This is a genomic window from Lachnospiraceae bacterium KGMB03038 (assembly GCA_007361935.1).
Classification (GTDB): domain Bacteria; phylum Bacillota; class Clostridia; order Lachnospirales; family Lachnospiraceae; genus Massilistercora.
The window spans coordinates 464,485-481,749 of sequence record CP041667.1; the positions used below are offsets into that span (position 1 = coordinate 464,485).

Sequence of the window (17,265 nt, forward strand, 5' to 3'; positions counted from 1 at the left end):
CGTTTTTATTAATTTTGGCGCGAAAAGTGTTGGTTTTTTTCGGCAGGGATTTTGCATGGCATTGATTTAGAGATAGAGCATAAAGAAGTTTGCGGGGGATTATCGTCTGGGAGAATTAGATTTATAAAAAATTATTTTTATTAAAACTTTTCTGCAGCTGCCCTTGTCTAAGCTATAGAAATAAAAAAAGAAAGGAATAGAGTATGGAACCACAAAGAATACACAATGAAAGTAAAAAGGGGAAAATCAAAGACTGGATCGCAAAACATTCCGCAGGTGTGGCGCTTGCGGCCGCGCTGATTGCATTAGGCAGGGCGGTGGGAATCGGCAATTTATTTGCGGCGCCGGGATCGTGGAAGGATCTGACGGCAGATACAGGACTTTCGATGATGCTCTCCTCCCATGATTTTATAGCGCTGTTTTTAGCCGTATTGGCGGTCGTGCTGGGCAGAAGGGCAATGAAAAGGCAGGAAGGACCAAAGAAAAAAGGGAGGGGAGGATTTGTGATCGGCATTGTCTGCATTGTCATTTTGGTGACACCCATCGGAGATGCCCTTTCTTTAATGACCAGCACATTTCCAGTGTGGATCAGGACCGCCTATTACGGAATGACCGGACAGGAAGACAAGCTGGAAGAATTAAACCAGATTGCGAACGATGGAGGGAAAACAATACCGTTAAAAGAGGGGGAATATCTGTTGGATGCGCATTTGAATAAAGCAACAAATCCTGCCTCTGGAACAGAGATGAATGTAACGGGAACTCTGACAAACCAGACGGAGCAAGAGTGGGAGTCGGTTACCATTTCTTTGATCGTGGTGGATGCGCAAGGTAATCCAAAGAAAGTCCAGTCCTATGATGAGGTTCCCATATTGGAAGCGGTGATCCCTTCGCTTTCGCCAGGAGAAACAGCAGAATTTGAGACGGAAAACTATCCGGGGATACTGGAATCGGATTATGAAAATCTGACGGATTTTCAGATCGTAGATATCAGTTATTTTGAGCCGGTAGAAAATAATTAGAAAAGGAGAAAAGAAAATGAAACGAAGAAAAATGTTAAAAGGTCTGTTTGTATGTATGATGGTAATGGTTGTTGCGGGAGCTTTATGTGCCTGCGGAGGAAATGAGTGGGTTGGAACATATGGAGGAACTTCTGCAACTGGAAACAAAGTAGAGATCACAGTGAATGAAGATGGAACTGTGGAATATAACGAGAATGGAGATATAGAAGAAGGGACCTGGAACGAAAATGAAAACAGCATCGAGCTTGATTTTGACGGCGCGGTTTCTTCCACCTGTGAGCCGCTGATCGTGACCATGTCCTCTGACGAAAGTACGATCACTGTGGAGTCGGACAGCAGTAATTGGAATGCGGATATTTACCAAAGGCGCTAGGGGAGCAGAAAGGGGTGAAAAAACTGAAGAATATTAATGTGATCCACTGGTTTGTCTGTCTGGTCAGAAAGGATATGGATGAGTATGTGGAAAATAAAGATAAGAAACGCGGTTTGTATCGTTCTCTGAGAAAAAAGTTGAATCTTCTGCGTTTGGGAGAAGAGGATGATTGACGATATATTATATTTTAACTATAATCTTTGTGGGAATTTACAATTTTTACAGGTTTAGAATTTTCCTGTTTCAATAATAGAAGAGAAAAAGGAGGAAGAAACGTGAATTATACAGAGGCAGTTGCCCTCGCAAAAGCGGGGAATGAAAGGGGGTATGGGTTTCTTTATGAAGCCACCTATAAAAGCAAATATTACTTGGCGCTCCAATATATGAAGAATGAAGAAGCGGCGGAGGACGTCCTGCAGGAAGCGTATCTGAGAGCTTTTAGGAAAATAGATACACTGGCGGAGCCGGAAGCATTCCCGGGATGGATGGGGAAGATTGTAGCGAATACGGCAAAGAATATGCTGGCCAAAAAGAATCCAATGCTGTTTTCTGAAATAGGGAGCGAGGATGAGGACGACAATTTTGAATACCGGATTGAAGATGACAGTATTGAAAACCAGCCGGAATTGTCCTATACAAGACAAGAGACACAGGAGTTGGTGCGCCAGATGATCGATTCCCTCTCAGAAGAGCAGAGACTGTGTATCCTGATGTTCCATATTGAAGGCGTGCCCATCAGTGAAATCGCGGCCACTCTGGGGTGTTCAGAAAATACAGTTAAGTCCCGTCTGAATTACGGACGGAAGAATCTGAAGAAGAGAGCAGAAGAACTGCAGAAAAAAGGTTACAAATTGTACAACGTGGCTCCGCTGCCGCTGTTCCTCTATCTGCTTCGGGCACAGGCTGGATATTTGTCCGCGGATGGAACGCTGGCTGCCGCGGGAAGATCAGCGGCTCAGACCGTCTTTCAGTCAATCTCTCAGACAGGAGCGGCTGGAACTGCGGGAGCAGGAGGAGCGGCAGGAGGGCAGATGGCCTCCGGAGCCCAGACAGCAGCAAAAGCAGGAGGAGCGGCCAAAGCCGGCTTGCTGCATACGACCCTGGGAAAAGTGGCGGCAGTGACGGTAGGTGTATGTCTGGCGGGAGGCGCCGCGTTCTATGGCGTTTCTCAGTTTATGGATCGGGACGAAGAACCGGCAGCCGTCCAGGAACAGCAGGAACCGGAAGAACCCCAGGAGCAGCAGGAACTAGAACAAGAGCCAGAAGAAACGCCGGAAGCGGTAAGAGATGAAGAATATCCGGAATTGATCGCTGGAAATCTTACCAAGGAAGAATTGGAATATGTGCTTGCCTATGGCCCCCAGGAGATTCCGGAGCAAGGATTCCAGGAAGATGAGATCGAGCAGATTTTAAACGCCCTTTGCGAGGCTTCCAGTCGGAGCGGAGACATGATCGAAGAATATGGGGTGGATGCAAATTGGCGTCCCCAGTTTTCCGCGGAAGATATAAACCGTATGTTTGCCTCCTTTAGTGATCACCAGTTTACAGAAGAAAATGATGAAGACGGCGTAGAGTACGGTGTCAACATTGATGGAGATGTGCTTACATACGTTCCGGCAACCCTCAACTATATCTGTGAGGCCCAGATTACTTCGGCGGAGTATACAGATGAAGAGATGGACCTGTATTATACCTATGATTACAGAGGGGAGAGCAGACAGGAAAGCACCCAGAAAAAGGCGGTGCTCATGCCGAACGAGGAAGGATTATACCAGATCGTCAGGATCGAGGAAGTGGAATCTGTCGATGGCCAGGGAGGAACAGACACTGGAAATTCCGAGAATCTTCAGTCGGAAGCGGAACTTCCGGTGGGAACTTACAGTTTTGTGGCGCCAGTCGGAGGATTGAGGACCTCTCTTACGATTGAAGCGTCAGGAACCGCTGAGATTATAGAATTTATGTCGGGAACGGGGGAAAGCAATACCACAACTTACCAGATTTCAGTAGAAGGAACAGACCCGGCCAGCGGAATAACGACTTATACTCTTATCCCCGCGGATGGAAGTGACAACAGGATTCTTACCTATGACAGCAATCAGGATATCCTTCACGATGTGAGCGCTGGATTTGACTGGACGCCGGTTGAAAACTAGAAATACAGATATGGTTTTGCTGTTATGACATTGCGGCGGCAGCCGGGAGATCAGATTCCCCCGGCCGCCGCCATATAAGTTTCCGCGGGCAGGAGTTCCCGGCGGCAGTCGTCCAGATACCTTAAGATAGAAGAGACGTCCTCATTGGTGGTCTCCGGATGGAGGAGGCACAGACGGAGAGCCTTTTTCCCGCGCAATTCGGTGGTGAAGATGCCGGCGTATCCACTGGAAAGGATTTTCTGTGCGATTTCCAGATTCAGCCGATCTGTTTCTTCCTCCGTCAGCCCAAAAGGATGGAATCGGAAATTGACTACACACATCTGTGCGGGGGAGAGAAGCTGGACATCCGGATATTTGGAAAGCACCTGCTGGGCATATGCGGCCAGGTCAAAACCGTGGTCGATGGCCTTGCCTATCTGCCTGGATCCCATTACCTGCAGGGTAAGCCAAAGTTTCAGGCCGCGGGCGGGACGAGTGAGCTCCGGCCCCAGATTCCAGGGATTCATAGATTCTTCCTCTGTATCCAGGTCTTTGAGATATTCTGGATGCGAGTGGAAACTGCGGACCATATCTCGTTTGTCTTTGACAAAGACCATGCCGCAGCCATATGTCTGGAACAGCCATTTATGAGCGTCCCAGCTCAGACTGTCGGCAAGCTGGACTCCATCCAGGAGATGACGATGCTTCCGAGACAGAAGGACGGAAGCGCCGAAGGCGCCGTCTATATGCATCCACATCCCATATCTTCGGCAGATAGAAGCAATCTCTGGCAAAGGATCTACGCTTCCGGTATTAGTGGTACCAGCGCTGGCTATGACGGTAAACGGGCGGAGACCTTTGGAGAGGTCTGAGCGGATGGCCTGCTCTAAGGCAGAGGCATCCATTCGGAACGTCATGTCCGTCGGGATCTTTTGGATATGGGACTCTGGGATTCCGATCATGTGCAGTCCTTTTGCTACAGAGCTGTGAGTTTGGTCTGAAACATAGGCGGTCCCCAGAGGCCAGCTTTCTTCCGGCAGGATTTTATCCCTGGCGACAGTAAGGGCTGTCAAGTTGGCCATAGAGCCTCCGGAGACAAAGAGTCCGCCTGCCTGCCGGGGGAATCCTGCCTGTCTGGCAAGCCACTGGAGTAAATTCTGTTCGATGATACAGCCGGAAGGGAAATTAGCGAAACTTCCCGCATGGCGGTTATAGGCAGAGGTCATGATATCTCCAAGCCAGGAGAGGTATGAAGCGCCGCTGGGAACGAATCCTAAGAAACGAGGATGGGCAGAATGGCAGCCAAAAGGGTAGATCTGTTCCGTCATTTCCCAGATGACTTCGTCTGGCTGCCGGCCGTTCTCTGGAATATCCATGTTTCGCAGCCGTTCCAGGAGAGGGGCTCCAGCCGTGGTGATCACTTCTTTTTCCTTCAGATCCTGGCTGAGCAGGAAGAAGTCTTGGATGAATCGCAAGGTGATCTGTTCCAATTCTTTTCTGTTTTCCTTTGTGTTGTTTTTCATATCTGCACCTCACTGAAATTTTTAAAGACGTCTTGATTTTCTTTGCTTATTATAGTAACATTCAGACAGATATTTGTTAAATTCATAGATTTTATATATAGTTGAAAATAATTAATAATTAAAAGATGGAATTTAGAAACATTATTACTTTTTTAAAAGTAGCGGAATTAAAAAATTTTTCTAAAGCAGCGGAAAAGCTGGGGTATTCTCAATCGGCGGTCACAGTCCAGATCCGTCAGCTGGAGAAGGAACTTGGGACCAGACTTTTTGAAAGGCTTGGGAAAGGCGTGGATCTGACAGACAGTGGAAAAGAGTTTGTATTTTACGCCAATGAGCTTTTATATACGGCTGGACAGGCGGCTGAATCTGTAAAGAGAAAAGCGCCGGGAGATAACGGGGAAAAGATGACGGGTGTGCTGAGGATCGGAAGCGCGGAGTCGGTTCTGACATCCCTTCTTCCGGACCTTCTGATGGAATTTCATCATCGTTTCCCGGGGGTGGAGATCATTGTCCAGACAGCGGACCGAATCGACACGTTTATAGAGCGGATCAAGAGCAATCGGCTGGATTTGCTGCTGACGCTGGAGAGAAAGGCGGAATATCCTGGATTGGTGAGAGAGCTGCTGCGCCAGGAAGAGATTATTTTTATCATTCCGGCAGGATGGGAACCAAAGGAGGCGCCCGGCAGTCTTTGGAAGAAAGAAAAGGTGGTCAGCCTTCCCTTTGCGCTCACAGAAAAAGGGGAGAGTTACAGGCATGAGCTGGAGCGGCTGCTGGCAGAGTTTGATCTGGGCATAGAAGCGCAGTTAGAAATCGGCAATACGGAGACGATCATGCATATGGTGGAAGCTGGATTTGGCGCCTCGTTCCTGCCTCGCTTCTCGGCGAGAAAAGCGCTGGAACTTGGGAGTGTCCGTAAAATTGAGACGGATCTACCTTCGCTGACAATGTGGACCCAGATGTATTACCATAAGAATAAATGGATTTCTCCCCAGATGGAAGCTTTTATCAGAGTGGTCAGAGAATATTTTGCCCAGGATATGCGGGAAGCGGGAGAGCCTGGAGAAGGAAAGAAAGGAGAAGACGAGAGGATATGATAGAATGTATAGCTGTAGGGATGGGAGGATTTTTGGGAGCGGTCTGCAGATATCTGATCGGTCTGATCCCGATAAGAGAAGGATGTCTGTTCCCAGTAAAAACATTTTTGATCAATATCACAGGATGTTTTGCTATCGGGCTGATCTCTGCCCTGGCGGTGAAAAGTAGCTCGCTAAATCCCAGGCTGGTCCTTTTTCTGAAAGCAGGGGTCTGCGGAGGATTTACTACATTTTCCTCCTTTGCTTTAGAAACGGGCGATTTGGCCAGAAGCGGAAATCTAAAGATCGCGCTGGCTTATTGTATCCTGAGCGGAGCGCTGGGGGTGGCCGCTGTATTTGCGGGACAGGCGGCGGTGAGATAGATGGGAATAGAGATAAAACAAAAAGAAAATAGAAGGGAATGTGTGTAAGATGTTGATCAGACAAGAACGAAAGGAAGATTATAAAGAAGTCTACGAACTGATCCGGGAGGCTTTCGCCTCGGCGGAACACGCGGACGGCAACGAGCAGGATCTGACGGAGGCTTTGAGAAAGGGAAACGCATTTATCCCAGAACTGTCTTTGGTGGCGGAAATTGATGGGAAACTGGCAGGGCATATTTTATTTACCAAGGCCAATATAGGAGAAAAGGAAGTCCTGGTGCTGGCCCCGCTGTCAGTAAGGCCTCAGTACCAGAGGCAGGGCGTGGGAACGGCCCTGATGGAAGAGGGCCATAGGATAGCGAGGGATTTAGGCTATGGTTATGTTCTGGTACTGGGAAGTGAGAAGTATTATCCAAGGGCAGGCTATGTTCCGGCGGAGGTTTTTGGAATTTCTGTTCCGGATGGGATCCCCTCCGCTAATTTTATGGCCTTAAAGCTCCGGGAAGATGCGGGCCCGGTCAAGGGGGCGGTAATCTACCCGGAAGAATTTGGAATGGCTTAACTGGCAGAAGCCTAGCTTTCTTTGCTGGGCCGGACTGCCAGGTCAGAAACATCTACGTTGTCTGGCTGTGACACGGCGTATAATACGGCTTTGGCAATCGCGTCCGGATGTAACCCTACATTGCGGTAGAATTCCTCTACCATGGATTTGGTCTGGGAAGGCGCGATGGTGTGGAGGAGTTCTGTCTGGATTGCTCCAGGGTAGATGGTTGTAGTGCGGATATGGGTGTTTTCCGCAACCGATTCTGCCCGGAAAGAATCCAGCATTGCCCGGACAAAATGTTTCGTACCGCAGTATACCGCATTGCCGGGAACGGATCTGGTTCCGGCAATGGAAGACGTGACGATGATGTGTCCGCTTTTCTGAGCCAGGAATTCAGGAAGAACAGCGGCAATGGAAGTCAAAACGCCTTTGATGTTGATATCTATCATATCCATCCAGTCCTGGACCTTCAGCTCAGACATGCTGCTGCCTGGCATGATCCCGGCATTGGCAAAGAGGACATCGATCCTTTCGAATGTTTCTTTTGCAAGCGCTGCCAGCGCGTTCATATCATCCTGGCTGGATACGTTGGCTTTTAAGCAGATGGCATTTGGGCCGATTGCTTTCGCAAGCTTTTTGAGACGTTCCTCCCTTCTGGCGCCAAGGACGACTTTTGCTCCGTTTGCCGCAAGCAGTTTTGCGGTTTCTTCTCCGATTCCGGAAGAAGCTCCGGTGATCAGGACAACTTTATCTTTGATATTCTGCATGGTCTGTCTCCTTTCCGGGCTGCGTTATTTCAGCCCTGATATCATGTTTCTTAGTTATCACTTGCTTATATCATAAGTAAAAATTCGTTGACTGTAAAATGCTGATTGGGTATCATGGTATAAATATTGATTATACCATGAGAGGAGATGGCATTTATGATAGAGATTTATCTGCTGGAACAGTTGGAGGCGTTTGAGCGCTGCGGGACGCTGTCCCAGGCAGCGGAAGAACTGCACATCTCCCAGCCTGCCTTGAGCAGATCCATGAAAAAACTGGAAGAAGAGATGGGAGTGCCGCTGTTTGATCGGGCAAAAAGCAAGATTGCCCTAAATGAGACCGGACAGGTGGCGGCTGGCTATGCCAGGCGTGTCCTGGAGGCGGACAGGGAGATGATCGAGAGGACTGTAGCTTTTGAGCGGAGCCGGCGGACCATAGCGGTAGGTTCCTGCGCTTCTCTGCCGGTAAATGAACTGATGCCAGCCTTTCAGGAATGTTTCTGGCAGATGGCGATCACAACGGAGATCACCAGTGATGAAAAATTATTGTGGGGGCTGAAACATGGAATTTATCATCTGGCAGTCCTTCATGAACCGCCTGGAAGCCCGGATGTTTTTTCACAGAAATATATGGAAGAACGGCTCTGTATCACCATCCCCAAGGATCACATCCTGGCGGACAGGGAGCGGATATGCTTCCATGATCTGCAGGGCATGAAGATTTTAGCCCATGGAGGGGCCGGATTCTGGCTGGATATCTGCAGGCAGAATCTGAAAGATACGAAATTGCTGGTGCAGGACAGTATGGAGATGTTGAGCGACCTGGTAGACGCCTCCACACTGCCGTTTTTTAATTCTGACCAGGCAGCAGGGCAGCATGTGGAGCCAGACGGCAGGGTTACGCTGCCAGTTGCGGATGAGGCGGCTCACGTAACCTATTATCTGGCCTGCCTGGACACTCAGAAGGGGCGGTATAGGAAGCTGTTCCAGAAGATTTCCCGGTGAGTCTCTATTGATACTTCAATGAAGAAAACAAGATCTGTTTGGAAGTACACTGCGGAAAAATGAAAAAAGTTTTAATGTAACTATTGACATTACAACTATGTGGTGTTATATTAACGCTGTGAGATGTAACTAAAATGATTACAATAAAACAAGGAGGAATAATCATGAAAATCGCAGTAGTCGATGCTTTTGGAGCATGGACGGAGGAGGCCCTTCCGCAGCACAGTACTTCTCTGAAACACTTGTGCGACATCCTTTCTGGAACAGAGATCAGGCTCTTGGTTGTGGGAGGCGCGGGAAGCCTTTATGTAAATCCGGAGCATACGGCAGTCGTTTCTGATGGACCGGATTTCCCAGAGATGTTCCTTCCTCTTGCGAAGGCGCAGGGAAAGGCGCTTGCAGAACTTCGGGACAGAAGTGACGTAAGATGGACCTTTATCAGCCCGGCCGCAGATTTCCAGGCGGAGGGAGAGAAGACAGGAGCGTATATTCTTGGAGGCGAAGAGCTGACGCTGAATGAAAAAGGTGAGAGCATCATCAGTTATGCGGATTACGCAGTGGCTATGGTGGATGAGATCACAAAAGGGAACCATATTCAGGAGCGGATCAGCGTGGTAAGAAAGTAAACGAAAGAGAGATCAAAAAGGAGAGCGGTGATGGCATTGCAGATTTTTCAGGAAAAAGGGAAGGAAAAAGAGATAGCGTTTTCGCAGTTTTTAAGCGGACGAGCGGCCAGGGATTATGTGTTTCAGGATACGCCCTATAAGGAGCAGATCCAAAAGGCAGCAAGACTGATAGAAAACGCGGAGGCCATAGTAATCGGCGCGGGGGCCGGGCTTTCTACGGCGGCAGGGCTGAATTATGGCGGCAGCCGTTTTGCCGAGCATTTTGGCCAGTTTATTGAGAAATATGGTTCCGCCAATATGACAGATATGTACAGCGCGGGATTTTATCCTTTCCCGTCAGAAGAGGCGAAATGGGGTTACTGGTCAAAACACGTGCTGGTGAACCGCATCGAACCGGAAGGGCTGCCTCTTTACCAGGCGGTCTATAAGCTGGTAAAAGAGAAACCTTATTTTGTCCTGACGACCAATGTAGACCACCAGTTCTGGAAAGCGGGATTTGAAAATGACCGTATTTTTGCTACCCAGGGAGACTATGGGGAGATCCAGTGCGCAAGAGGCTGTCACCAGAAGGTTTATGACGGGACCGATTTTTTTCTTCGGATGGACCAGGCGAGAAAGGACTGTGAGATTCCTTCCAGTATGGTCCCCAAATGCCCGGTCTGCGGCGGCAATATGGCGATGCATCTGCGAAGCGACCAATATTTTGTTGAGGATGCCCACTGGAAGGAAGCGGCGGAAAACTATGGGGAGTTCCTAAGAAGTCAGAAAGGGAAGCGGGTAGTACTCCTGGAACTTGGCGTTGGTTTCAACACTCCTGTGATCATACGATTCCCCTTTGAGCAGATGGCAGGAGAAGAAAAGAACTGGTCCCTGATCCGGCTGAATCTCAATGAGGCGGTGATCCCAGAAAGCCTTGGAGACAGAGGAATAGGAATCGGCGCGGATATCGGGGAGAGCATCCGAGACCTGTGCCAGGCGGTGGGCCATAACCAGGAAGAAGTATAGGAGGAGACCATTATGGGAAGAAAAGAGCAGGAGGAACGGCTGGATGATCTTCTTAGGGCCTTTCAAGAGGATTCCATCCGGTATCGGAATCTGGAAACAGGGGATGACTACCAAGAGAAACGGCTGCTGCTGCGTTCTCTTATGAATATCCGGATGCCGGGAAGTATGCCTGGGGAGGTGCTGGAAGAGCAGGACGCGTTTCTTAAGGAAGAAGCGCGGGAGAAGGGAATTGTGACGCTGGAGGAGATTCCAACAGCAGCCCAACAGTATGGGAGCGGCCATCCTTATGGGGAAATCTTCTCAATCTGGCAGGGAGATATCACAAGACTTCAGGCAGGGGCCATTGTAAATGCGGCGAATTCTCAGATGCTGGGCTGTTTTGTGCCCTGCCATGGATGTATTGACAACGCCATCCACAGCGCGGCCGGAATCCAGCTTCGGGAAGCCTGCAGCCATTATATGAGACAGCGGAAGCTGCAGTATGGAAGGGACTATGAAGAACCCACGGGGCGGGCAATGCTTACAGAAGGATATAATCTTCCGGCCCAGTATGTGATCCATACGGTGGGGCCGATCGTAAGCGGGCCTCTAAATCCTGCTTTGCGGGAAGACCTGCGAAATTGCTATTGGAAGGTACTGGAATGCTGCGTGGAGCACAAGATCCGTTCCGTGGCGTTCTGCTGCATCAGCACAGGAGAATTCCATTTCCCTAATGATGAGGCGGCTCATATCGCTGTAGAAACGGCAACAGAATTCTTGAAGGCCCATGGAACTGAGTTTGACCGGATCATTTTCAACGTATTTAAAGATGTGGACCGGGAGCTGTACGAGCGGGAATTAAGATGAGCTGTAATCGTTGACATTACAATTCTTCCGGTTTACAATGAGAGCTGGAAGGAGATGAACGTTTCGTGCAGATTTCAAGTAGATTTACCATCGCCATACATATGCTGACTTGTATGGAGACGTTTCAAGAAGATTACAAGATCACCAGTGATTTCCTGGCTTCCAGTATCAACGTGAATCCGGTCATTATCCGCCGGATCCTGTCCCAGCTGCGGGATGCGGGGCTGATCGAAGTCAAGCGTGGAACTGGGGGCGCAACTATCAGAAAGCCCTTGGAGGAAGTTACGTTTCTGGATGTGTACCAGGCAGTGGAGTGCGTGGAGGAAAACGCTTTGTTCCACTTTCATGAAAATCCGAATCCAAACTGCCCGGTAGGAAAGAATATCCACAATATCCTGGACGGCAGGCTGCATCAGGTGCAGGCGGCCATGGAACGGGAGTTGAACTCCATCACCCTGGCGGATGTGATCCGGGATCTGAACAATTATATCTGAACAGGGGCGCCCTTTTGAGGCGCCTCCTGTTCTCTATTGTTTCCCATATTTTTCTAGATGATCGGCAGCCTCCTTCTCAGTTAAGGAATAGGCTTCCTGGATTTTGGCCAAAATCTCTTCCTTTGTTAACTGCAATTCTTGAAGCGTACAGATCAAGCGGCGCAGTCCTTCCTGAAGACCATGAGCTTCCCCGGCCTGGTAGCCGTCCTCGTAGCCTTCCTGCTTCATTGCTTTCTCATATTTTTCCTGATCAAAGGTTTCCAGTACCATCTGCACTACCTCCGCTCTCTGCTGGATCAGGATATCCTTTAATACGCCCCGGTGGACGCAGTCATCAATGGCTTGGCCAATGGAAGCTTCCAAAGACAGATTTTCCTTGTAGTAACGGCGTACTGTCTCTACAAAGATGGCGTATTCCTCCAGTCTCCGGCACTTCTCCATCAATGCCTGGTTGTGGCCGTAGTTGATGTTCAACATGAGGGTGGTACATTCCAGGCAGGGCTCCTTCCCTGTCTGGGAAGGTGAAAAGAGGTCGCTCAGCCTTAAGATCTGCCGGTCCGGTTCCTCCTTAGTGCCATTGTAAAACACGATGTGCTGGGGGAAGGGGAACGTCTTGGCGGCGCTGCTGTAAATGTTGATCTCCAGCCGGTCGATGTGCGTCTCGTACAGCTTGGAGAAATACAGCAGTCCACGCATAGGCATGTTGGGATTGTAGGTACTCTGGTGCTCATACAGGTTCAGGTCAGCGCCGATCAGGAAGGAAACGTCGTTTTTCATAGAAAGGTACAGGACGTTTTCTAAAGTGTTGACCTCCAGGTCGTCTGGGTCCTCATAAGAGGTGCCGTTGACCGCGTTGTACAAGGAGAGAAGATCCTCCTTTTTCTGGAAGACCAGACGAAAGAGACGGTCCTTGTACTCCCGGTTTGCCGCAGGATACTCCTGATGATTCAATTGTTGGTTCATGTGATTACCTCCATTATAGAAAAGAAAAAGAATGGCTGCAACCTTTTTGGTGAGTATAAAAAAGGTCTGGAAAAGATGCGGCGGAAACCGCCGGAAAGAAAAGAACGCTGTGCCGGGCACAGCAGGCAGGATCAGAAGATCCGCTGATTGTCCGTTTATTATAGCAAGAAAGGAAGAGTATGGCAAGATGGGAACAAAGTGTGCTATAATCAGTGATACATTACGGGAAAAAGGAGAGGAGGAGAGGATATGCGGGAAGTTGATCCCATGAAGACAGACCGGGCGGTGAGCTGGAAACTCTATATTGACGCGCCTATGCCCATGGTCACCATATTTAAGACGTTAGATATCTCCCGCTTAATGGAGCGCAAAGAGCAGGGTTATAAGCTGAATATGCTCCTGTGTTACTGTATCGCCCTGGCGGCGGGCAAGACTAAAGAATTCCGTCTGCTTCCGGTGGGAAAGAAGATGATGGAGTATGACAAGATTGGTGTGAATGTGATCGTTGCCAATACAAAGGGCGGGATCAATTCCTGCGATCTTCCTTACACGACGGATCTTGAAGGATTCCGGGATATTTATCTGAACCTGACGGAAAAGGCGGCCCAAACCTGTGAAGATCATGAGATCCAGGATCATATGATCGTAGGAACATCCAATCTGGCGGGATACGAGATTGACGGCGTGATCAATATGTACAGCGGCATTTACAATAATCCGTTCCTGATCTGGGGGAAATACCGGCAGGAAGGAGAGCGGACGCTGCTTCAGGTTTCCTTCCAGTTCCATCACGTGCAGATGGATGGCAGGGAGGCCTGCGGATTTCTGGAACGGCTCCAGAAAGAAATAGATGGATTATAGGCGGCAGCGTTTTGGGCTGTTGGAAGAATAACAGATAAGGAGGAATATTTATGGAATGCAACCTTCGTAAATGGCGGATGGAAGACAAAGAAGAACTGGCCCGTCTGTTGAATAATCCTAAGATTCTGCAAAATCTTCGGGATGGGATTCCTTATCCCTATAGAGTAAAGGATGCGGAGGAATTTATCGGGGCTACGCTGGCGGCAGACGAAAACCAGACCATAGCTTTCGCGATCACAGCAGAAGACAGGCTGATCGGCAGCATCGGGGTGTTCCGCTGCGGGAATATCCATTTCCGGACGGCGGAGATGGGCTATTATCTGGGAGAACCATATTGGGGAAAAGGATACGGAACAAGCGCGGTGAAAAAGATTTGTGAGTATGTGTTCGCCCATACAGATATCCTTCGGATTTTTGCGGAACCCTTTGCTTATAATCAGGCTTCCTGCAGGGTTTTGGAAAAAGCGGGATTTCAGTTGGAAGGGATTCTGCGCAGGAACGCGGTGAAGAATGGGAACGTGCTGGATATGAAAATGTACGCTCTGATAAGAGAAGAAAAGGAGTAAAGAAGCGATGATCGAGGATAAAGATTATATTATGCGGCTCATTCATGAGACGGTGCGCACACTGATCCGGCTGATCTGGAACCGGGACATGGACAAGGAGGAAGATGGCGCTGTTTCCTTTGCTCTTTTGCAGAGGTATCAGGAACTGGCCAAAATGATCGATGATGGACAGGTGAATGAGGCGGAGAACCTTCTGTTGGATGAATTGGATCCGGATGATCCGGAATATTTTGAGATGGCGTTGCGCTTCTATGAAAAGCTGGGCGGGAAATCGGAAGAATTTCTGGCGGCACATGACTACTCCCAGCAGGAAGTGATCGATGGCTTGAAATCAGTGGTGGAGGCCTATGGATATACGGATCTTCTGGAAGTGATCTCGGAGGAACTGGGATGATCCTCCGGGCATACCGGCCGTCTGACTGCGAAGAGGCGGCCAAACTGTTTTATGAGACAGTCCACGCGGTCAACGCCAGAGACTATACAAAAGAGCAGTTAAACGCCTGGGCTTCCGAGAACATAGATTTGAGAAAATGGGATCAGTCATTCCAGGATCATTACAGTCTGGTGGCAGTGGAAACAAGGATGGCAGAAGAAGGAAAGATCCTGGGATTTGGAGACATGGATGAAACGGGGTATCTGGACCGGCTGTACGTGCATAAGGATCACCAGAGGCAAGGGATCGCAGCCATGCTTTGTGACCGGCTGGAAGCATACGCCTGGAAGAAAGGGGCGGGCAGCGTGATCACCCATGCCTCTGTCACCGCTAAACCCTTTTTTGAAAAGCGGGGATACCGGGTGGTCCGGGAACAGCAGGTGTCAAGGCAGGGGATACTTCTGACCAACTATGTGATGGAGAAAGATCACACAGACAGATAGAAAAACAAAACGAATTCGGACGGAGATTCCTGATAATTCATCCGGCCGCCGTAGCGTTCCACGATTTCCTGCATGTTGGATAAACCAAGGCCATGGTTTTTCGAGTCCTTTTTCCAGGTCTTCGGCAGACCTTCAGTATTGTCCCGGCTGGGAGAGAAGGCACAGGAATTCCGTACTTCTGTCACAAACAGCCCTTTCTGTGCGCGGGCGTGAAAGGAGATCCGGCGCTGCTTTGTCGGGAGCTTTGCCACTGCTTCCAGAGCGTTGTCCAGGGCATTTCCCAGAAGTGAGCAAAGATCCATAGGATCTATGCCGGGCAGGTCCGGGATGTCTGCCTCTATATCCAGGCAGGCCTGTAGTTCCTGGGCCTGTTCCATTTTGGAGGCCAGCAGGATATTGGCCGTCTGATTTTCGCAGAACGTCACTTTCGTGTTTAAAGCCGGGGCATCCAGCAGGTCTTGCAGATACTGGTCCCGTTCTTTTCCGGTAAGCCCTGACAGGGCGGTGAGATGATTGCGCATGTCATGTTTTAATTTCCGGACTTCTTTCTGCTGATGCTCCACCATCTGATAGTACTGCCAGCGCATCTGGGAAAAATGGGCTTTCTTTTCCAAGTCCTGCTGTCTTGCCAGCACGGGGACGGCCAAAAGCAGGATGACCCAGTAGAGCATACACAGAACAAAAAGCCAGGCGAAAAAGAACCCGTTGTTCTCGATCAATGAGTCGAAACCAGAATCCGCCAGGATCATAGGACCGCTCAAGATTCCAAAAGGCGGAAGGAATAACAGTAAGAGCAGACGCCAGAAATTGACGGGAAGGAAGTAACCGTTCCTGGGGAACAGCTTTCTTGTGATCCCAAACAGGACCAGCCAATAGCCGGTCTTAACGACCCAATACCAGGGGGAATAGACCACAGTCCAGCCTGCAAAGCTTTTTAGAAAGTTATCAGCCAGGGCGTTGACGGAAAAAGCGCTTCCCGATACGAGAAGGGCAGCAGCCAGCTTCTGTTCCAAAGGCGTCTGGCAGGAAATCCATACAGACAGGAAAAACGCCAAAAAAGAAAAAGGGAGATTGTGCAGGTCTCCTATGAAACAAGGAATTGCCATTAAAACGGTGCACAGGAAAAATAAAAGAACCTGGCAGCGTTTTTTCTTTTTTACCGGAAGGATCCGGTTTAAGACCAGCCAAGGCAGGAAAGCCAGAAAGGCGGAGAGAAGTAAGGGCCAGGTGGTGTTCCAAAAGGTATAATGCATGGTGGATGAATGAAACTCCTTTCTGCAGATGATTTAAGTAAGCAGGAACCGGGCGAAAGCGTCCAATGCTTCCTGCCTCATGGCGCGGCTGATAGGGAGAGCTTCTCCGGCGATGGTGACTTTTGTTCCGGTGACCTGTTCTACGGCGCCGGCATTGACCGCGTAGCGGTTGTGGATACGGACAAACTGTTTGGGCAGCCGTTCCATGACCGCATCCAGCTTCCCGTAGAAAGAGGTATCCACACCCCGGCTGACCACATGCACCAGCCGTTTTTCGCTGTAAAGATAGTCAATGCTGCGGAAGGGGATCCGGAAAATCCCATCTGGGCTTTTAAAGGTAAGGGCCGCGCCGTCCTTTTCGTTTAGTTCCTGGCGTACCCGCAGAAGGATCTCCAGAAGACGCTGGGAAGAAGCAGGCTTTACAATGTAATCAGCGGCCTGGACTTGATAACCGCCAAGGGCGAATTCTTCATGGCCAGTCACGAATACCAGGAATAGATCCCGGTCAAAGGAGCGGATCTTCCGTGCGGCCTCAAGGCCGGAGAAGGGAGTCATCTCTACATCCAGAAAGAGAAGTTCCATCTCCCCGGGATGTTTTTCCAGCCAGTTCACGGCGCTTTTCCCATTGGAAAATTCATAGATCACCGATTCTCCTTCCAGAAGAAGGGGATCCAGCGTCAGATATAAGGCTTCTCTTGACGCGGCTTCGTCATCGCAGATGCCGATCCTCAACATGATTTGGTTCCCTCCTTTCAATCTTCTTAAGATATTTGTCCCTGATATCTTTACTTTATCATATTCACAGAGAGATTCCCAGGGGCGGAGAAGGCGGACGGGGACCAAAGATTACCAGGAAAAGGCCAAACATGACATTTCCTGTAAGGTGCGGTCAAATATGACGCCTGCCCTGCCGGATATGACAACTGCCGCCAGCCAGAGCCCTCCGGATGCTA

General features: G+C 49.5%; 20 protein-coding genes and 1 pseudogene. 16 read left to right on the forward strand and 5 right to left on the reverse strand.

What is annotated here, in order from left to right:
• Positions 1–203 precede the first annotated feature (203 nt).
• From FND36_02205 to FND36_02215, 3 genes are all read left to right on the forward strand, one after another.
• Positions 204–1,022: a hypothetical protein gene (locus FND36_02205; GenBank protein QDW72958.1), complete on the forward strand. Its 819-nt coding sequence runs from the start codon at positions 204–206 to the stop codon at positions 1,020–1,022.
• A gap of 16 nt (positions 1,023–1,038) precedes the next feature.
• Entirely contained in the window at positions 1,039–1,395 is a 357-nt protein-coding gene (locus tag FND36_02210; GenBank protein ID QDW72959.1) for a hypothetical protein, read from the forward strand.
• A 200-nt stretch (positions 1,396–1,595) separates the two neighbouring features.
• Positions 1,596–3,548, forward strand: a complete 1,953-nt coding sequence (locus tag FND36_02215; protein ID QDW72960.1) for an RNA polymerase sigma factor — start codon at positions 1,596–1,598, stop codon at positions 3,546–3,548.
• A 50-nt stretch (positions 3,549–3,598) separates the two neighbouring features.
• Here the strand turns inward: FND36_02215 and FND36_02220 are convergent, their stop codons facing one another.
• Positions 3,599–5,050: an aminotransferase class V-fold PLP-dependent enzyme gene (locus FND36_02220; GenBank protein QDW72961.1), complete on the reverse strand. Its 1,452-nt coding sequence runs from the start codon at positions 5,048–5,050 to the stop codon at positions 3,599–3,601.
• A 125-nt stretch (positions 5,051–5,175) separates the two neighbouring features.
• On the opposite strand from FND36_02220, the gene FND36_02225 reads away from it, so the two are divergent.
• From FND36_02225 to FND36_02235, 3 genes are read left to right on the forward strand one after another with little or no spacing between them, the layout of a single operon-like run.
• Complete coding sequence (locus FND36_02225) at positions 5,176–6,147, forward strand: LysR family transcriptional regulator (protein QDW72962.1); 972 nt, start codon at positions 5,176–5,178, stop codon at positions 6,145–6,147.
• Positions 6,144–6,509: a fluoride efflux transporter CrcB gene (gene crcB / locus FND36_02230; GenBank protein QDW72963.1), complete on the forward strand. Its 366-nt coding sequence runs from the start codon at positions 6,144–6,146 to the stop codon at positions 6,507–6,509. The genes FND36_02225 and crcB overlap by 4 nt, the downstream gene beginning before the upstream one ends.
• Positions 6,510–6,558: 49 nt before the next feature.
• The gene (locus FND36_02235) at positions 6,559–7,071 is read left to right on the forward strand and encodes an N-acetyltransferase (GenBank protein ID QDW72964.1); all 513 of its coding nucleotides are present in this window, start codon (positions 6,559–6,561) and stop codon (positions 7,069–7,071) included.
• An 11-nt stretch (positions 7,072–7,082) separates the two neighbouring features.
• On the opposite strand, the gene FND36_02240 is transcribed toward FND36_02235, so the two are convergent.
• On the reverse strand, positions 7,083–7,820 hold the full coding sequence (locus FND36_02240) for an SDR family oxidoreductase (GenBank protein QDW72965.1): 738 nt from the start codon (positions 7,818–7,820) through the stop codon (positions 7,083–7,085).
• A gap of 147 nt (positions 7,821–7,967) precedes the next feature.
• On the opposite strand from FND36_02240, the gene FND36_02245 reads away from it, so the two are divergent.
• The 5 genes and pseudogenes from FND36_02245 (at position 7,968) to FND36_02265 (ending at position 11,793) form a co-directional block, all read left to right on the forward strand.
• Positions 7,968–8,822: a LysR family transcriptional regulator gene (locus FND36_02245; protein QDW72966.1), complete on the forward strand. Its 855-nt coding sequence runs from the start codon at positions 7,968–7,970 to the stop codon at positions 8,820–8,822.
• Between the two features lie 176 nt (positions 8,823–8,998).
• Positions 8,999–9,448, forward strand: a pseudogene (locus tag FND36_02250) (NAD(P)-dependent oxidoreductase).
• Positions 9,449–9,520: 72 nt separating this feature from the next.
• The gene (locus tag FND36_02255) at positions 9,521–10,453 is read left to right on the forward strand and encodes a Sir2 silent information regulator family NAD-dependent deacetylase (GenBank protein QDW75514.1); all 933 of its coding nucleotides are present in this window, start codon (positions 9,521–9,523) and stop codon (positions 10,451–10,453) included.
• Between the two features lie 12 nt (positions 10,454–10,465).
• Positions 10,466–11,299 (forward strand): protein-ADP-ribose hydrolase, encoded by an 834-nt coding sequence (locus FND36_02260; protein QDW72967.1) that lies wholly within the window; start codon positions 10,466–10,468, stop codon positions 11,297–11,299.
• Between the two features lie 65 nt (positions 11,300–11,364).
• Positions 11,365–11,793, forward strand: a complete 429-nt coding sequence (locus tag FND36_02265; GenBank protein QDW72968.1) for an Rrf2 family transcriptional regulator — start codon at positions 11,365–11,367, stop codon at positions 11,791–11,793.
• Between the two features lie 33 nt (positions 11,794–11,826).
• On the opposite strand, the gene FND36_02270 is transcribed toward FND36_02265, so the two are convergent.
• A complete protein-coding gene (locus FND36_02270; GenBank protein ID QDW72969.1) occupies positions 11,827–12,756 on the reverse strand; it encodes a hypothetical protein in 930 nt (309 codons plus the stop codon).
• A gap of 31 nt (positions 12,757–12,787) precedes the next feature.
• On the opposite strand from FND36_02270, the gene FND36_02275 reads away from it, so the two are divergent.
• From FND36_02275 to FND36_02295, 5 genes are read left to right on the forward strand one after another with little or no spacing between them, the layout of a single operon-like run.
• A complete protein-coding gene (locus tag FND36_02275; GenBank protein ID QDW72970.1) occupies positions 12,788–13,027 on the forward strand; it encodes a hypothetical protein in 240 nt (79 codons plus the stop codon).
• On the forward strand, positions 13,006–13,617 hold the full coding sequence (locus tag FND36_02280) for a chloramphenicol acetyltransferase (GenBank protein QDW72971.1): 612 nt from the start codon (positions 13,006–13,008) through the stop codon (positions 13,615–13,617). The genes FND36_02275 and FND36_02280 overlap by 22 nt, the downstream gene beginning before the upstream one ends.
• A 50-nt stretch (positions 13,618–13,667) precedes the next feature.
• The gene (locus FND36_02285; GenBank protein ID QDW72972.1) at positions 13,668–14,183 is read left to right on the forward strand and encodes a GNAT family N-acetyltransferase; all 516 of its coding nucleotides are present in this window, start codon (positions 13,668–13,670) and stop codon (positions 14,181–14,183) included.
• Positions 14,184–14,190: 7 nt separating this feature from the next.
• Positions 14,191–14,577, forward strand: coding sequence for a hypothetical protein (locus tag FND36_02290; GenBank protein QDW72973.1), 387 nt, complete (start codon positions 14,191–14,193; stop codon positions 14,575–14,577).
• A complete protein-coding gene (locus FND36_02295) occupies positions 14,574–15,059 on the forward strand; it encodes a GNAT family N-acetyltransferase (GenBank protein QDW72974.1) in 486 nt (161 codons plus the stop codon). The genes FND36_02290 and FND36_02295 overlap by 4 nt, the downstream gene beginning before the upstream one ends.
• Here FND36_02295 and FND36_02300 read toward each other — a convergent pair.
• Together FND36_02300 and FND36_02305 are read right to left on the reverse strand one after the other, a co-directional pair.
• Positions 15,044–16,312 carry a GHKL domain-containing protein gene (locus FND36_02300; GenBank protein QDW72975.1) on the reverse strand — a complete coding sequence of 423 codons (1,269 nt, stop codon included), beginning with the start codon at positions 16,310–16,312 and terminating at the stop codon, positions 15,044–15,046. The two genes, FND36_02295 and FND36_02300, sit on opposite strands and share 16 nt — an antisense overlap.
• 33 nt (positions 16,313–16,345) lie before the next feature.
• Entirely contained in the window at positions 16,346–17,047 is a 702-nt protein-coding gene (locus FND36_02305) for a response regulator transcription factor (GenBank protein QDW72976.1), read from the reverse strand.
• Positions 17,048–17,265: the final 218 nt, after the last annotated feature.

Bases quoted from the DNA above. Each gene is read 5' to 3' on its own strand.
- FND36_02205 (QDW72958.1), top strand. From the start codon at position 204: ATGGAACCACAAAGAATACACAATGAAAGTAAAAAGGGGAAAATCAAA.
- FND36_02210 (QDW72959.1), top strand. From the start codon at position 1,039: ATGAAACGAAGAAAAATGTTAAAAGGTCTGTTTGTATGTATGATGGTA.
- FND36_02220 (QDW72961.1), bottom strand. From the start codon at position 5,050: ATGAAAAACAACACAAAGGAAAACAGAAAAGAATTGGAACAGATCACC.
- FND36_02225 (QDW72962.1), top strand. From the start codon at position 5,176: ATGGAATTTAGAAACATTATTACTTTTTTAAAAGTAGCGGAATTAAAA.
- crcB (QDW72963.1), top strand. From the start codon at position 6,144: ATGATAGAATGTATAGCTGTAGGGATGGGAGGATTTTTGGGAGCGGTC.
- FND36_02235 (QDW72964.1), top strand. From the start codon at position 6,559: ATGTTGATCAGACAAGAACGAAAGGAAGATTATAAAGAAGTCTACGAA.
- FND36_02240 (QDW72965.1), bottom strand. From the start codon at position 7,820: ATGCAGAATATCAAAGATAAAGTTGTCCTGATCACCGGAGCTTCTTCC.
- FND36_02245 (QDW72966.1), top strand. From the start codon at position 7,968: ATGGCATTTATGATAGAGATTTATCTGCTGGAACAGTTGGAGGCGTTT.
- FND36_02260 (QDW72967.1), top strand. From the start codon at position 10,466: ATGGGAAGAAAAGAGCAGGAGGAACGGCTGGATGATCTTCTTAGGGCC.
- FND36_02270 (QDW72969.1), bottom strand. From the start codon at position 12,756: ATGAACCAACAATTGAATCATCAGGAGTATCCTGCGGCAAACCGGGAG.
- FND36_02275 (QDW72970.1), top strand. From the start codon at position 12,788: ATGGCTGCAACCTTTTTGGTGAGTATAAAAAAGGTCTGGAAAAGATGC.
- FND36_02280 (QDW72971.1), top strand. From the start codon at position 13,006: ATGCGGGAAGTTGATCCCATGAAGACAGACCGGGCGGTGAGCTGGAAA.
- FND36_02285 (QDW72972.1), top strand. From the start codon at position 13,668: ATGGAATGCAACCTTCGTAAATGGCGGATGGAAGACAAAGAAGAACTG.
- FND36_02290 (QDW72973.1), top strand. From the start codon at position 14,191: ATGATCGAGGATAAAGATTATATTATGCGGCTCATTCATGAGACGGTG.
- FND36_02295 (QDW72974.1), top strand. From the start codon at position 14,574: ATGATCCTCCGGGCATACCGGCCGTCTGACTGCGAAGAGGCGGCCAAA.
- FND36_02300 (QDW72975.1), bottom strand. From the start codon at position 16,312: ATGCATTATACCTTTTGGAACACCACCTGGCCCTTACTTCTCTCCGCC.
- FND36_02305 (QDW72976.1), bottom strand. From the start codon at position 17,047: ATGTTGAGGATCGGCATCTGCGATGACGAAGCCGCGTCAAGAGAAGCC.